This is a genomic window from Serratia sp. HMSC15F11, from assembly GCF_001808215.1.
Classification (GTDB): domain Bacteria; phylum Pseudomonadota; class Gammaproteobacteria; order Enterobacterales; family Enterobacteriaceae; genus Serratia; species Serratia nevei.
In genome coordinates, this window is record NZ_KV792399.1 from 68,795 (window position 1) to 82,938 (window position 14,144).

Genomic DNA, 14,144 nt, shown 5'->3' on the forward strand with positions numbered 1-14,144 from the left:
ATGGAACAGCTGACCGCCACGGTGAAACAGAACGCCGACAACGCCCATCACGCCAATCAGCTGGCCACCGACGCCTCGCAGACCGCGCAGCAGGGCGGCAAGCTGGTGGAAAACGTGGTCAGCACCATGCGCGATATCTCCAGCAGTTCGCAGCGTATCGCCGAAATTACCACCCTGATCAACGGCATTGCCTTCCAGACCAACATCCTGGCGCTCAACGCCGCGGTCGAAGCGGCGCGCGCCGGCGAACAGGGCCGGGGCTTCTCGGTGGTTGCCAGCGAAGTGCGCAGCCTGGCGAGCCGCAGCGCCCAGGCGGCCAAGGAGATCGAAGGGCTGATCGCCGAATCGGTCAGCCGGGTGAAAACCGGCACCGAACTGGTGGAAAGCACCGGCAATACCATGGAGCAGATCGTCCGCTCGGTTACCCACGTGCGCGACATCATGGCCGAGATCGCCGCCGCCTCCGATGAACAGACGCGCGGCATCGCCCAGATTGGCCAGGCGATCGTCGAAATGGACCATACCACTCAGCAGAACGCCGCGCTGGTGGAAGAGTCCGCCGCCGCCGCCGATTCGCTGGAAGAGCAGGCCGACATGCTGTTGCAGAGCGTTTCGGTGTTCCGTTTGGCGGAGCAGACCGAACCCGCCGCCGTGAAAGCCGCCGCGCCGAAAGCGCCGGCCGTAAAACCCGCGGCCGCCAACGCCGCAGCGGAAGAGAACTGGACCACCTTCTGACGCCCTCAGGCGAGGAATATCCGTTCCTCGCCCTATCTTTGTGGCAACAGGTGGGTCGCGACTCCCCAATTCAACAAATTAAAACCAGAGGCGGTCGCATCAAGCATTGCGTAGCCGCAATTGCGATGACCGTATCTGCGGAGGTCCTCCTGCGGGTCAGCCCCTTTAAGCCACCAAATCAGTGCCTGCAGAGCATGGCCATGCGTAACCACACCAAGCGTTTGATTTTGTCCATCGACAGCCAGATCGGACAGACAAGCCATCAGGCGCCAGGCAACCTCATAAGCATTCTCCCCTCCCGGAGCCGACGCCTCTGCCTTACCGGCAAAGAGGCACTGCGTCGCTTCAGGATAATCGCGCATGGCCTGCGCATAAGATAATCCTTCCAGTCGGCCAAAATCTTGCTCCTGCAAACGCTTATCCATTTGCACAGTGCAGCCACATCTCTCAGCCAACGTCTCCGCTGTCGTAAAAGCCCGGCCAGCCGGTGAACTGATCAACAAAGTGACCGATAACATTTGCAAGCGAGCGCCAAGCCCAGCGATTTGACGTCGCCCCTCTTCTGTCAGCGGACTGTCACTTCGCCCCTGAATAATCCCCGAGCGGTTCCATTCTGACTCCGCATGCCTCAATACAATGAAACGCATGGTTTTTTCTCGACGATAAAAGCCTAAATATAGACAGGAAAAACACATCCTTCCGTACAGGTAAACGCCGGGTAGTGTACGGGAACAACTCAGGCTATGCTGAGCCCTCGACGCGAGACACGGAGGCGCACATGCATCACCCAGACGTTTACATCGGCAGCATCCAACCCTATGAAGGCGGGCGCCCCAGCGCCATCGCCAAACGCCAGGTGGATGGCGCCATCCGGCTCACGCCGCTCGGGCTGGAAGGCGACGAACAGGCCGAAAAAAGCTACCACGGCGGGCCGGACCGCGCGCTGTGCCACTACCCGCGCGAGCATTATGCCCACTGGCGCGAGCAGTTTCCGGCGCAGGCCGAGCAATTTTGCGCCCCGGCCTTCGGCGAGAATATCTCCACCGAAGGGCTGACCGAACACAATGTGTTTATGGGCGACATCTTCCGCTGGGGCGAAGCGCTGATCCAGGTCACCCAGCCGCGCTCGCCGTGCTACAAGCTCAATTATCACTTCGCCATCGAGGATATTTCGGTGCTGATGCAGCAAAGCGGCCGCTGCGGCTGGCTGTATCGGGTGGTGTCGCCCGGCGCGGTCAGCGGCGATCGTCCGCTGGAGCTGGCAGCACGCAACAGCGACGTGTCGGTCGCCGAAGCCATCGCCATCGCCTGGCATATGCCGTTCGACGCGGAACAGTATCGCCGCCTGTTGGCGGTGGCCGGCCTCTCCGCCAGCTGGAGCAAGACCATGCTCACGCGGCTTGCCGAAGGGCGCCTCGAGGACTTCAACCGCCGCCTGCTCGGCCGTTGAAATCGCGGGCGGAAAAGATGAAAAACGTGCGCCGAATGCCGCGTTAACCCTATTCTTCCGCCTATACTGTAGCCGCACGTTTTTTCAGCCAGGAGCCAGGTAATGACCCCCCCGACCCATTTGATTCATCACGCCGCCGCCGAAGGCTATCAGGCCAACGCCGATCGCTATGTGAAAGGCCGGCCGGATTACCCGCCGGAAATCGCCGTCTGGCTGCGTGAAACTATCGGCCTGCACGCCGGCATGACGGTCATCGATCTCGGCGCCGGTACCGGCAAGTTTACCCCGCGCCTGCTGGAAACCGGCGCGCAGGTGATCGCCGTCGAACCGGTGCCGCAAATGCTGGAAAAACTGTCGGCGGCGCTGCCGCAGGTGAAAACGCTGGCGGGCACCGCCGAGGCGATCCCGCTACCGGACGAGTCGGTCGATGCGGTGGTGTGCGCCCAATCCTTCCACTGGTTCGCCACGCCGCAGGCGCTGGCGGAAATCCAGCGCATCCTCAAGCCCGGCGGCAAACTCGGTCTGGTGTGGAACATGCGCGATGCGCGCGTCGGTTGGGTGCGTAAATTGAATCAGATCGTCGATAGCCACGAAGGCGATGCGCCGCGTTTCTATACCGGCGAATGGCGCAAGTTCTTCCCGTTCAAAGGCTTTGAACCGCTGCAGGAACAGGTGTTTATGCTGGGTCACCGCGGCGCGGTGGAGGACGTGATCTACAACCGGGTGCGTTCAACCAGCTTTATCGCCGCGCTGCCGCAGCCGCAACAGGAGCAGGTTATCGAGCGGTTGCGCCAGCTGGTGGCGGAAGAAGAGGAACTGCGGGGCCAGGACACGGTCACCGTGCCCTATCAGACCAAGGCGTATTTCACCACCAAGGTCTGACGTCCGGGGGTTCAGAACGCTTTCTTGGCGTAACCGGTGACCGCTTTCAGGCCCATCTCGCGGCCCAGCGCGGTCATCGGGTGCACCACGATCAGCCCGCGCGCGCTCTTCTTCAGCGCCCCCATATCGGCCTGCTCTTTCTTGGTGATCTCGCGGCTGAACGGCAGCTTGCTCAGCTTCTGCGCTTCGGCGCTCAGCTTCTCGCCGCGCACGTTTTTCAGGCGTTCGATCTCCGTCGCCAGCTTCTCTTTCTCTTTGGTGTGCTGCGCGATCAACTCAGGGTTGCCCTGTTGGATCACAGTGGCATCTTTGTGGTTCAAGGCGTCCAGCAGGTCGCTCAGGCGCTTGATCTCTGCCTTTTCTTTCTCTTTCATGGTCTCTGGCCCGTTGTGCCCAAAATGGCACGCTAATCAACGATACCGGCATTGTAGCAAAAGGCGCGCGCCGTTACCCGTCTTGCGCAATGCCGGGCGGCAGGCCGCTCATCTCGCAGGCCCTGGCGCCGAGCCGGGCCAACGCCTGGGTGTAGCGCGCGTTGAACGGGTAGCAGCAGGAGAGCCGCAGCGCGTTGCGATAGCGCCCGCTGGGCGAATACAAAGTGCCCGGCGTCAAACAAATCTGCTCCTCCAGCAGCTGATGGAACAGCGCCACGCTGTCCACGCCGGGGGGAAATTCGACCCAAAACACGAACCCGCCCGCCGGCTGCGTGGCCAGCGTGCCGCGCGGGAAATGCCGGGCGATCAGCGCCCGCGCCTCGTCCACCTGCGCCGCATAGCGCTTGCGCAGGTTGCGCAAATGGTGATCGTAACCGCCGCTCTCCAGGAAGGTCGCCAGCGTTTCCGACAGCAGCTGCGACTCGGACATCGACGACACCGCCTTCAGCTTGCGCAACGCCTCGTGGAAACGGCCGCCGCAGATCCAGCCGACGCGAAAATCCGGCGCCAGCGTTTTGGTAAAGCTGGAGCAAAACAGCACCCAGCCGTCGCGATCGAACGCCTTCACCGCCGGCGACAGCGCGCCGCCGAACTGGATCTCGGCATACAGCCCGTCTTCAATCAACGGCACTTGATGATCGTTCATCAGCCGCGCCAGCCGCTTTTTCGCCGCCAGCGGCATAGTGCAGCCCAGCGGGTTTTGCACCGTCGGCATGGCGATCACCGCGTTCAGCCGTTTCTCGTTCAATAGCAGTTCCAGCGCGTCCAGCGACAGCCCCAGCTGCGGATCGGTGGGGATTTCCAGCGCTTTCAGCCCCAGGCTGGCCAGCAGCGGCAGCAGGTAGAAGTAGGTCGGCGACTCCAGCCCGACGCAGTCGCCCGGTTTGGTGGTGACGCGCAGCGCCAGCTGCAGCGCTTCCATGCAGCCGTGAGTCAGCACCACGTCGCCCGGCTCCAGCAGCATGCCCAGCGTCATCGAGCGGCGGGCGATCTGCTGACGCAGCCGCAGGCTGCCGGGCGGCAACGGGTACTGCCCGATCAGATCCGGCTGGCGGCGCAACTGAGAGGAGAGCATGCGCCCCAGCTTGCCGCCGGGATAAAAATCGCTGGTCTGCGGGCAGGCCAGCGCAATGTTGGTGAAAGCCGGGTTTTGCTGGGCGGCAAACACGGTGTCGATCAGCGCCAGCACGTCGTCCGCCGGCGGTTCGATGCGCCCGCTGGGCGCCGAGGCCATCTTCAGCGCCGGCAGCGTGCTGCGGACATAAAACCCCGACTGCGGCCGCGCTTCGATCAGCCCGCGATCCTCCAGCGTGCGGTAAGCCGACACCACAGTATTAATGCTGACGCGATGGGTTTGCGCACAGCGCCGTACCGACGGCAGGCGGTCGCCGGGCCGCAGCGTGCCGCGGCGAATGGCCTCGGCCAGCGTATCCGCCAGCTGCAGGTAACGGGTATCCGGGGTTTCATCGAGTAGGGTCACAGTTTCTCTCCAGGCAATGGGTACAGTTTACATTTTGCACAACTGTAACCATGACAATATCCGATTTGTGGTTCTGTCACCATCCCATCGCAGCGATTATGCTGATCCTCTCGTATTACCGCCATTTTCAAGGAACCTGCCATGCTGGACTCCGCCTTTGTCAGCTACGTCACCGTCATGTCGATTACCCCCGGCCCCAACAACCTGCTGCTGGCCTCGTCGGGCGTCAACTTCGGCCTGCGCCGCACCCTGCCGATGCTGCTTGGCATCTGCGTCGGCTGTGCGGTGCAGCTGGCGATCATTATCCCGCTGCTGGCGCTGGCGCTGAGCTGGGCCGGCGTCATCCGCCTCCCGCTGGCGGTGATCGGCTGCGCCTACCTGCTGTGGCTGTCATGGAAACTGTTCCAGGCGGCCTCGCCGGACGCCAAAGAGCAGGCGCAGCCGATGAGCCTGCTCAACGGCGCGCTGTTTCAGGCGGTCAACCCCAAGGCCTGGCTGATGGTGATCAACGTGGCGATCCTGTTCACCCCGCGCGAAGGCGCCACCTTTGTCCATACGCTGTCGGTCATCGCCGGCTTCGCGCTGCTGAACCTGCCGTGCGTGCTGCTGTGGGCGGTGCTGGGCGACCGGTTGCGCAACGCGCTGCGGGTCACCTGGAAGCTGCGCGCCTTCAACGGCGTGATGTCCGGCCTGATGGCCGCCACCGCGCTGTGGTTGTTGTTCGACGAGTGGCGCGCGGCCTTTGCTTAGCCGCGGCCGAGAGGAGAGAGCCGGGAAGGTTGTTTGGCGCCGATGCCGGCGATCAGATCGGTAATGGACAGCACCATGGTGGAGCGCACCATCTGCTGATAGCGCTGGCGCTGCATGGCGATCAGCGCTTCATCCGCTTCGCCCGGCTGCAGGAAGGTCGGCACCGGCGGCAGCGCGGCCACGCAGTGCAGCTCGCCGAACGGCCCGAGGATTTCGTCGTCGACGAAGCGGTATTCCGAGCCGTCGTGGTTCAGTTCTTCGCGCATCGCCATCAGCAGCTCGGCGTCTTCATATTCGTGGCGAGAGATCACCCCCAGCCCATACATCAGCTTCAGGCGCACCGACAGCTCCCCGAGCGGGCCGCTGCCGGACAATAGCGGTTCGACGGCATATTTCACCGCGTAGTCATCCTTGCGGAATACCTGCACCACCAGCACGTTGAGCGCTTCCGCCAGCAGCTCTACCGCCGCGATCAGGAAGCTGCGCACCGTTTTGCCCGCGTTCAGCTTTTCCAGAACCTGGTTTTCAAATGCCTGTGCTTCTTCCATCGTCGCTTTTCGAAAGGCGTGGGGAGGGCCGTCGATGCCGAACTCGGGTTGCAGGAGCGCAGCAAGCTGCGCTCGGGTGTTCATCATCACGATTCTACTTGTGCATGGCGTTATACACAGCAACGGCCTCTTCTACAACCTCGCTTTCCGCCGGCAGGCCGGAAATTTGCGCCAGCGCGGCTTTCGGCCCGAGCGTGTTCAGCAATTCCGCCAACTCCAGAGCCTGCGGATCCTGTTCGCTGCGGTAGCTCATGGCGGCGGCGATGCCCTGGATCAGGTTGGCGTGCGGCAGGCCGTATTCCAGCGTGCCCAGCAGCGGTTTGATCAGGCGATCGCCGGCGCTCAGTTTGCGCAGCGGCTGACGTCCCACGCGCTCGACGTCGTCGTGCAGATACGGGTTTTCGAAGCGGCCGAGGATTTTGTTGATGTAGGCAGCGTGCTTGTCGGCATCGAAGCCGTAGCGCTTGATCAGCACCGCGCCGCTCTCTTCCATCGCCCCTTTCACCACGCGGCGGATCGCCGGGTCGAGAATGGCGTCGCGAATGGTTTGCAGCCCGGCCCGTTGGCCGAGGTAGGCGGTGATGGCGTGGCCGGTGTTGAGGGTGAACAGCTTGCGCTCAACGAACGCCATCAGATTATCGGTCAGCTCCATGCCGGCGATCGCCGGAGGCTGGCCTTTGAACTGGGTCTGATCGACGATCCATTCGCTGAAGGTTTCCACCGTCACTTCCAGCGGATCGCTGCTGTCCGCCGGCGGCACGATGCGGTCGACCGCCGAGTCGACGAAGCCGACGTGCTGCTCAACCCAGGCCTGCTCGTCCTGCGGCAGCGCGGCGAACACATGCTGTTTCAGTTGGCTGGTGCCGCGCACCATGTTCTCGCAGGCGATGATGTTCAGCGGTTGCGCATTGCCCTGCTGATGGCGCAGCACCAGCCCTTTGGCGAGGGTGCCGGCGATTTTGGCGAGAATTTGCGGGCCAACGGCGGTGGTCACCAGATCCGCCTCAGCGATCAGCGCCACCGCCGCCTCGCTGCCGCTGTTGACGGCGCTGACGTTGTTGACGCTCTCCACGCGTTCTTGCTCGCCCACCACGTGCACCGCGTAGCTTTTACGGCTGTTCAGCAAATCCAGCACCGTTTGATTGACGTCGGCGAAGGTCAGCTCAACCCCTGCGTCCGCCAGCAGCTTGCCGATAAAACCGCGGCCGATGTTCCCTGCGCCAAAATGTAATGCTTTCATAACTCTACCTTCTTAATGTCGAAGGGTGCAGCAAGCTGCACCCTTTAAAATGATTCTGTTATCCGGCTTTTTTGCCGCCGAGCAGGTCCAGCACTTCCTGCACGCTGGTGGTATTCGCCAGCCGCTCAATCACGCTCTCATCATCCAGCGCGTTGGTCAGGCTGGTGATCACCTGGATATGCTCGTTGTTGCGCGCGGCGATGCCGATCACCAGGCGGGCCACTTCATCCTCTTCCTCGCCGAAGCGCACGCCCTGCGGGTACTGGCAGAACACCACGCCGGTGCGCAGCACCCGGTCTTTGGCCTCGATGGTGCCGTGCGGCACGGCGATCGACTCGCCCAGGTAGGTGGAGGTGAGTTTCTCGCGCTCCAGCATCGCCGGCACGTACTCCGCCTCGACGTAGCCGCCTTTCACCAGCTGCTCGCCGGCGAAGCGGATCGCCTGCTCTTTGTCGCTGGCCTGCAGGTTGAGGAACACGTTGCTCTCGCTCAGCTTGAACAGGTTCGGCTCACCGGCTTCGAAGCTGTCGTCCAGCGCGCCCAGCACCTTCTGCTGGTTGTCGCTGGTTTTGTTGGCCGCCAGCAAGCGATCGACCAGATCGCTGTACAGCTTGCTGTCGAGGAAGTTGGTCAGCGAGATGTGCTGGGCCTGCGGCGCGTGGCGCATCGCGCGCTCGGTCAGATCGCGGTGGGTGATCACCAGATCCACGTCGTCCGGCAGGCTGTTGATGGCGCTGTTGGTCACCGAGATGTTCTTCAGCCCGGCGTCGGCCACTTTCTTGCGCAGCACCCCGGCGCCCATGGCGCTGGAACCCATGCCCGCATCGCAGGCGACGATGATTTTGCGCACGGTGCTCAGATCGCCATCGACCGATGCCGGCGCCGCTGCGCCGCCTTTGGACTGCGATTTCATCTCTTGCATGCGACGGGTTGCGGCTTCCAGATCGTCATCCTCTTTCACCTTGGAGGTTTTCAGCAGGAAAGCGGACACCACGAAGGAGACGGCAAAGGCTGCGCACACCGCCGCAATGTTGGCGAAGTAGGCGCCTTTCGGCGTCATCGCCAGCACCGCCAGGATCGAACCCGGAGACGCCGGAGAAACCAGGCCGCCGTTCAGCATCGTCAGGGTGAAGACGCCGGTCATGCCGCCCAGGATCACCGCCAGCAGCAGGCGTGGGTTCATCAGCACGTAAGGGAAGTAGATTTCGTGGATGCCGCCCAGGAAGTGAATGATTGCCGCACCGCCGGCGGATTGCTTGGCGCTGCCGCGGCCGAAGAACATGTAGGCCATCAGTACGCCCATGCCCGGGCCTGGGTTGGCTTCAATCAGGAAGAACACCGACTTGCCGGCTTCCGTAGCCTGCTGGATACCCAGCGGCGAGAAGATGCCGTGGTTGATGGCGTTATTCAGGAACAGGATTTTCGCCGGTTCAACGAAAATGGACGCCAATGGCAGCAGGTTGTTCGTCACCATGACGTGTACGCCCGCCGCCAGCAGCTTGGAGAGCACCTCCACCAGCGGCCCGATGCCGAGGAAGGCCAGGATCGCCAGCAGCATGCCGATGATGCCGGCGGAGAAGTTGTTCACCAGCATTTCAAAGCCGCTTTTGATCTTGCCGTCCACCCAGCGGTCAAAGTGCTTGATAGCCCAGCCGCCCAGCGGGCCGGCGATCATCGCGCCGAGGAACATCGGCATGTCGGCGCCGACGATGACGCCCATGGTGGTGATGGCGCCGACGACGCCGCCGCGATCGCCGCCCACCAGCCGCCCGCCGGTATAACCGATCAGCAGCGGCAGCAGGTAGGTGATCATCGGGCCGACCAGCTTGGCTAAGGTTTCATTCGGCAGCCAGCCGGTTGGAATGAATAGCGCGGTGATAATCCCCCAGGCGATAAAGGCGCCGATGTTGGGCATCACCATGTTGCTCAGGAAGCGGCCAAAGTTTTGCACTTTAACCTTGATGTCTGGTGAAAACATAAAACACACCCCTATTGTTACGCGCTGACAATAGAGCGCGTGATTATTGTTGTGACGATCCAGCCGTGTTGCCGCTGTATGCGAAACGGACTCTATCACGCTGTTTTTGTCACGCGAACTTCACGGATTTTTTGTGATACAAATCACATACAACACCCCAACAAACCACCCTTTATAGTGACAAAGATCACATTTATGGCGTGTAAAAAAAGCACAGTGAGAAAAAAACCGCCTTAAAACCCATCATAACGTGACATTTGTCACACTTTTAAATTGGTGGTTTGTTTTTAAATTGTGATAAACATCACAATTTATTTTCAGCTGCAGCGCCCGATCGCGACGCTCTGTTTGATCTTCCCTGTGAGCACTCATCCCGCCGGGAACTAGCGAAGTGATGAATGAAAGAAAACTACATTGCCGAATGAATGGATTAATTGAAGTGTAGTACAGAAGCCTGCGCAATAAACCAGCAAGCTATTGGAAACGCTGAGGGGAAATAAAACAGGCCGGTAATGCCGGCCTGCTGCGTGCGTGGAGGCGTTATTGCGTCACGCTTTGAATGGTTTTCTGCGCATTCATCAGGTTCTGCTGTTTGGCCACCAGATTCGACATCATGGTGTTGTACTGCGCCACCTGCTGCGCGGTGCGGAACTGCACGCCGTTGTTGTTGAAGCTGACCTGATTGCCCTGGCTCTGCAGGAAATCGCCGACCTGCACCAGATCCTGCACAAAGCTGGCGGTGGTCGGGATCGCCGGCATCAGTGCGTTGGCCGGTGCGGTAACGATCTTGTCATAGGCCTGGTTGTACACCGCCTTCAGATCGTCGGGCTGCTTCAGCGCCGCGCGGGCGGTATCCGCCTGTGATTTGGCTGACTGGATCTGCTGGCCCAGCAGGTTCAACGCCCCGACCGATTGCTGCAGCGCATCGCGTTTGTTCAGATAGTCCTGCGCGGTGCGGATCTGGTTAATCTGATCCAGCGCCGGCGTCAGGCTGGCACCGACCGACCTGGACAGCTGCTGCGAGAAGCCGACCAAAATCGCGTAATCGCCGGCATAGTTGCCGAACTTCTGCTTCTGATCTTCGCTCAGCGTGGGGATGTTCGCCCCGCTGCGCATCACTGTATTCTGTAAGTAATCGATAAATGCTTTGCGCTGTTCCGGCTCTTTATCGCCGCAGGCGGTCAATTGCATGACCACCAACAATGCCAATACCGGTGCCAACCAACGCGCGAAACCTCTGCTCTGGATCCCTACCGCCATGTGACATAACTCCTGTTATAAACCTGCTTTTTCATTGGACTCCGCCCCTTTTTCCGCACTCCGTGCGCCTATAAGAATAGATCAACTGGCGGCGTTCCGATACGCGATTCCGCTTGCGATGAGCATTGCCCCGGCCGGGTGCGGTTGAAAATCGTGCGCAAAATGCACTGAGGTTCATTGCCGTCGGCGACCGGACGCTTCAATTTCCCCAAGTCGCCCCCCAAATCGCCAGGCGACCTTGCCTTCGCGCCCAGGAAACGGAAATAAAAAAAGGCGCCCGCAGGCGCCTTTTCACAGCAGAGAATCGCTTACTGCAGCACGGAGATGTCCGCCACCTGCAGGAACAGTTCACGCAGCTTGCTCAGCAGCGTCAGGCGGTTCACGCGTACTTCCGCATCGTCCGCCATTACCATCACGTTGTCGAAGAACGCATCCACCGGCTCGCGCAGCGCAGCCAGCTCCACCAGCGCTTCCTGGTAGTTGCCCGCCGCGAAGTACGGCTGCAGCTTGTCGCGCAGCACCACCAGATGAGTCGCCAGCTGGATCTCCGCCGCGTCCTTCAGCACCGAGGCACGCACGCTGTCGTTCAGCGTTTCGGTAGACTTGGCCAGAATGTTGGAGACGCGTTTGTTGGCCGCAGCCAGCGCCGCCGCCGCTTCCAGCGTGCGGAAGTGAGACACCGCCTTGACGCGTGCGTCGAAGTCGGCCGGCTTGGTCGGACGGCGCGCCAGCACCGCCTGAATGGTATCGACCGCGTGGCCTTCTTCCTGATACCAGGCGCGGAAGCGGCCCAACATGAATTCCACCACCTCGTCGACCACTTTGGCGTTGGTCAGCTTGCTGCCGTACAGGCGCACGGCCTCTTCGGTCAGGGTCTGCAGATCCAGCGGCAGGTTTTTCTCGACGATGATGCGCAACACGCCCAGTGCGGCGCGGCGCAGCGCGAACGGGTCTTTATCGCCTTTCGGATGCTGCCCGATGCCGAAGATGCCGGCCAGGGTGTCCATCTTGTCGGCGATCGCCAGGGAACAGGCCACCAGCGACTGCGGCAGCGCATCGCCGGCGTAGCGCGGCTGATACTGCTCGTTCAGCGCAACGGCGACGTCTTCCGCCTCACCGTCGTGGCGCGCGTAGTGCATGCCCATCACGCCCTGGGTATCGGTGAATTCGAACACCATGTTGGTCATCAGGTCGCACTTCGATAGCAGGCCCGCGCGGGTGGCGTGGTTGACGTCGGCGCCGATCTGGCCGGCAACCCAGCCCGCCAGCGCCTGAATGCGGTCGGTTTTGTCGCGCAGGGTGCCCAGCTGCTGTTGGAACAGCACGGTTTCCAGGCGCGGCAGGTTATCTTCCAGGCGTTTCTTACGGTCGGTATTGAAGAAGAACTCGGCGTCGGCCAGGCGCGGACGCACCACCTTCTCGTTACCGGAGATGATCTGCTGCGGGTCTTTCGACTCGATGTTGGCCACGAAGATAAAGTTCGGCAGCAGTTTGCCCGCGGCGTCATACACCGGGAAATACTTCTGGTCGCCCTTCATGGTGTACACCAGCGCTTCCGCCGGCACCGCCAGGAATTTCTCTTCGAATTTGGCGGTCAGCACCACCGGCCATTCCACCAGCGAGGCCACTTCTTCCAGCAGGCTGTCGCTCAGATCGGCCTTGCCGCCAATCTTCTGCGCCGCCAGCTCTGCATCGCGCTTGATGAGGGCTTTACGCGCTTCATAGTCGGCGACCACTTTGCCGCGCTCCAACAGGATCTGCGGGTATTGGTCGGCGTTGTCGAGGGTGAACTCGGCTTCGCCCATGAAGCGGTGGCCGCGCACGGTGCGCGCAGAGTCGATGCCCAGCACGGTGCCTGGGATCAGATCGGCGCCCAGCAGCATCGTGACGGTATGTACCGGACGCACGAACTGCACGTCGGAGTCGCCCCAACGCATCAGTTTCGGGATCGGCAGTTTAGCCAGCGCGGTGCTGACCATGCCGGCCAGCAGTTGCTGCGCCGACTGGCCTTTGACGTGGGCGCGGTACATCAACCACTCGCCCTTGTCGGTCACCAGGCGTTCCGCCTGATCGACGGTGATGCCGCAGCCGCGCGCCCAGCCTTCGGCCGCTTTGCTCGGTTTGCCTTCGGCGTCGAACGCCTGGGCGATCGCCGGGCCGCGTTTTTCAATTTCGCGATCGGCCTGCGCCGCGCTCAGGTTGGCCACTTTCAGCGCCAGGCGGCGCGGTGCGGCGAACCAGCTCACGTCACCGTGTTCCAGGCCGGCGTTGTCCAGCTCGGCGGTGAAGTTGGCGGCGAAAGATTCCGCCAGGGAACGAAGCGCCTTCGGCGGCAGCTCTTCCGTGCCGATTTCCACCAGGAAAGTCTGTTGAGTCATGGCTGCCTCTTAGTTCTCGTTCTTCTTGTTGCACATCGGGAAGCCCAGCGCTTCGCGGGAAGCGTAGTAGGCTTCGGCAACGGCTTTGGTCAGCGTGCGGATGCGCAGAATGTAGCGTTGACGCTCGGTCACCGAAATCGCCTTGCGCGCGTCCAGCAGGTTGAAGGTATGGCCCGCCTTCAGGATGCGTTCGTAGGCCGGCAGCGGCAGCGGTTTTTCCAGCGCCAGCAGCGATTGGGCTTCTTTCTCGTACTGCTCGAAGCAGGAGAACAGGAAGTCGACGTCGGCGTATTCGAAGTTGTAGGTGGACTGCTCCACTTCGTTCTGGTGGAACACGTCGCCGTAGGTGGTAACACCCAGCGGGCCGTTGCTCCACACCAGATCGTACACGCTGTCCACGCCCTGGATGTACATCGCCAGGCGCTCCAGGCCGTAGGTGATCTCGCCGGTCACCGGCTTGCACTCCAGGCCGCCGACCTGCTGGAAGTAGGTGAACTGCGTCACTTCCATGCCGTTCAGCCACACTTCCCAACCCAGGCCCCAAGCGCCGAGCGTCGGGTTTTCCCAGTTGTCTTCCACGAAGCGAATGTCGTGGATGGTCGGATCCAGACCCAGCTCTTTCAGCGAGCCCAGGTAGAGTTCCTGAATGTTGTCCGGCGACGGCTTAATCACCACCTGGAACTGGTAGTAGTGCTGGAGACGGTTCGGGTTTTCGCCGTAGCGGCCGTCGGTCGGGCGGCGGGATGGCTGCACATAGGCGGCGGCCATCGGCTCCGGCCCCAGTGCGCGTAGGCACGTCATCGGGTGTGAGGTTCCCGCGCCGACTTCCATGTCCAATGGTTGAACGATGGTGCAGCCCTGGCGCGCCCAATAATCCTGCAGTGTCAGGATCAGGCCCTGGAAGGTCTTGGTATCAAACTTTTGCATGTTGAATTCGCACGCGATACAAGTGGATTTAGATGGAATGGGCCAGTATACCCTTTGACCGTAAGATATACAGCCAGAATCC

The 14,144-nt window shown here is 61.6% G+C and carries 13 protein-coding genes; 4 read left to right on the top strand and 9 right to left on the bottom strand.

Annotated elements, in window-relative coordinates:
* Positions 1 to 735 (top strand): methyl-accepting chemotaxis protein (locus tag HMPREF3138_RS26965; RefSeq protein WP_049301048.1); only part of this gene is annotated, 735 nt, incomplete at its 5' end.
* 32 nt (positions 736 to 767) lie between these two features.
* On the opposite strand, the gene HMPREF3138_RS04300 is transcribed toward HMPREF3138_RS26965, so the two are convergent.
* Positions 768 to 1,382: a histidine phosphatase family protein gene (locus tag HMPREF3138_RS04300; RefSeq protein WP_015376170.1), complete on the bottom strand. Its 615-nt coding sequence runs from the start codon at positions 1,380 to 1,382 to the stop codon at positions 768 to 770.
* 131 nt (positions 1,383 to 1,513) lie between these two features.
* Between HMPREF3138_RS04300 and yiiM the strand changes: the two genes are divergently transcribed.
* Positions 1,514 to 2,185, top strand: a complete 672-nt coding sequence (gene yiiM / locus HMPREF3138_RS04305) for a 6-hydroxyaminopurine reductase (protein ID WP_038875965.1) — start codon at positions 1,514 to 1,516, stop codon at positions 2,183 to 2,185.
* 102 nt (positions 2,186 to 2,287) lie between these two features.
* Positions 2,288 to 3,067 (top strand): class I SAM-dependent methyltransferase, encoded by a 780-nt coding sequence (locus HMPREF3138_RS04310; RefSeq protein WP_038875967.1) that lies wholly within the window; start codon positions 2,288 to 2,290, stop codon positions 3,065 to 3,067.
* 11 nt (positions 3,068 to 3,078) lie between these two features.
* Here the strand turns inward: HMPREF3138_RS04310 and HMPREF3138_RS04315 are convergent, their stop codons facing one another.
* Both HMPREF3138_RS04315 and HMPREF3138_RS04320 read right to left on the bottom strand, forming a co-directional pair.
* Entirely contained in the window at positions 3,079 to 3,441 is a 363-nt protein-coding gene (locus HMPREF3138_RS04315; protein ID WP_004933989.1) for a YibL family ribosome-associated protein, read from the bottom strand.
* 73 nt (positions 3,442 to 3,514) lie between these two features.
* On the bottom strand, positions 3,515 to 4,981 hold the full coding sequence (locus tag HMPREF3138_RS04320) for an aminotransferase-like domain-containing protein (protein WP_038875970.1): 1,467 nt from the start codon (positions 4,979 to 4,981) through the stop codon (positions 3,515 to 3,517).
* Positions 4,982 to 5,122: 141 nt separating this feature from the next.
* Between HMPREF3138_RS04320 and HMPREF3138_RS04325 the strand changes: the two genes are divergently transcribed.
* A complete protein-coding gene (locus HMPREF3138_RS04325) occupies positions 5,123 to 5,731 on the top strand; it encodes a LysE family translocator (protein WP_038875972.1) in 609 nt (202 codons plus the stop codon).
* On the opposite strand, the gene HMPREF3138_RS04330 is transcribed toward HMPREF3138_RS04325, so the two are convergent.
* The 6 genes from HMPREF3138_RS04330 to glyQ all read right to left on the bottom strand — a co-directional run bounded on the left by HMPREF3138_RS04330 (position 5,728) and on the right by glyQ (position 14,062).
* Entirely contained in the window at positions 5,728 to 6,279 is a 552-nt protein-coding gene (locus HMPREF3138_RS04330; RefSeq protein WP_016929575.1) for an MltR family transcriptional regulator, read from the bottom strand. The genes HMPREF3138_RS04325 and HMPREF3138_RS04330 overlap by 4 nt on opposite strands.
* A gap of 94 nt (positions 6,280 to 6,373) precedes the next feature.
* Complete coding sequence (locus HMPREF3138_RS04335) at positions 6,374 to 7,519, bottom strand: mannitol-1-phosphate 5-dehydrogenase (RefSeq protein ID WP_038875974.1); 1,146 nt, start codon at positions 7,517 to 7,519, stop codon at positions 6,374 to 6,376.
* A 58-nt stretch (positions 7,520 to 7,577) separates the two neighbouring features.
* Positions 7,578 to 9,497, bottom strand: coding sequence for a PTS mannitol transporter subunit IICBA (locus HMPREF3138_RS04340; protein WP_038875977.1), 1,920 nt, complete (start codon positions 9,495 to 9,497; stop codon positions 7,578 to 7,580).
* A 540-nt stretch (positions 9,498 to 10,037) separates the two neighbouring features.
* The gene (locus HMPREF3138_RS04345; protein ID WP_038875979.1) at positions 10,038 to 10,757 is read right to left on the bottom strand and encodes a DUF3053 domain-containing protein; all 720 of its coding nucleotides are present in this window, start codon (positions 10,755 to 10,757) and stop codon (positions 10,038 to 10,040) included.
* A 308-nt stretch (positions 10,758 to 11,065) separates the two neighbouring features.
* Entirely contained in the window at positions 11,066 to 13,135 is a 2,070-nt protein-coding gene (glyS, locus tag HMPREF3138_RS04350; protein ID WP_038875981.1) for a glycine--tRNA ligase subunit beta, read from the bottom strand.
* A 9-nt stretch (positions 13,136 to 13,144) separates the two neighbouring features.
* Positions 13,145 to 14,062 carry a glycine--tRNA ligase subunit alpha gene (glyQ, locus tag HMPREF3138_RS04355; protein WP_004933966.1) on the bottom strand — a complete coding sequence of 306 codons (918 nt, stop codon included), beginning with the start codon at positions 14,060 to 14,062 and terminating at the stop codon, positions 13,145 to 13,147.
* Positions 14,063 to 14,144: the final 82 nt, after the last annotated feature.

What these genes read in the sequence shown, in the direction of transcription:
- HMPREF3138_RS04300 (WP_015376170.1), bottom strand. Translation starts at nt 1,382, where the DNA reads ATGCGTTTCATTGTATTGAGGCATGCGGAGTCAGAATGGAACCGCTCG.
- yiiM (WP_038875965.1), top strand. Translation starts at nt 1,514, where the DNA reads ATGCATCACCCAGACGTTTACATCGGCAGCATCCAACCCTATGAAGGC.
- HMPREF3138_RS04310 (WP_038875967.1), top strand. Translation starts at nt 2,288, where the DNA reads ATGACCCCCCCGACCCATTTGATTCATCACGCCGCCGCCGAAGGCTAT.
- HMPREF3138_RS04315 (WP_004933989.1), bottom strand. Translation starts at nt 3,441, where the DNA reads ATGAAAGAGAAAGAAAAGGCAGAGATCAAGCGCCTGAGCGACCTGCTG.
- HMPREF3138_RS04325 (WP_038875972.1), top strand. Translation starts at nt 5,123, where the DNA reads ATGCTGGACTCCGCCTTTGTCAGCTACGTCACCGTCATGTCGATTACC.
- HMPREF3138_RS04330 (WP_016929575.1), bottom strand. Translation starts at nt 6,279, where the DNA reads ATGGAAGAAGCACAGGCATTTGAAAACCAGGTTCTGGAAAAGCTGAAC.
- HMPREF3138_RS04335 (WP_038875974.1), bottom strand. Translation starts at nt 7,519, where the DNA reads ATGAAAGCATTACATTTTGGCGCAGGGAACATCGGCCGCGGTTTTATC.
- HMPREF3138_RS04340 (WP_038875977.1), bottom strand. Translation starts at nt 9,497, where the DNA reads ATGTTTTCACCAGACATCAAGGTTAAAGTGCAAAACTTTGGCCGCTTC.
- HMPREF3138_RS04345 (WP_038875979.1), bottom strand. Translation starts at nt 10,757, where the DNA reads ATGGCGGTAGGGATCCAGAGCAGAGGTTTCGCGCGTTGGTTGGCACCG.
- glyS (WP_038875981.1), bottom strand. Translation starts at nt 13,135, where the DNA reads ATGACTCAACAGACTTTCCTGGTGGAAATCGGCACGGAAGAGCTGCCG.
- glyQ (WP_004933966.1), bottom strand. Translation starts at nt 14,062, where the DNA reads ATGCAAAAGTTTGATACCAAGACCTTCCAGGGCCTGATCCTGACACTG.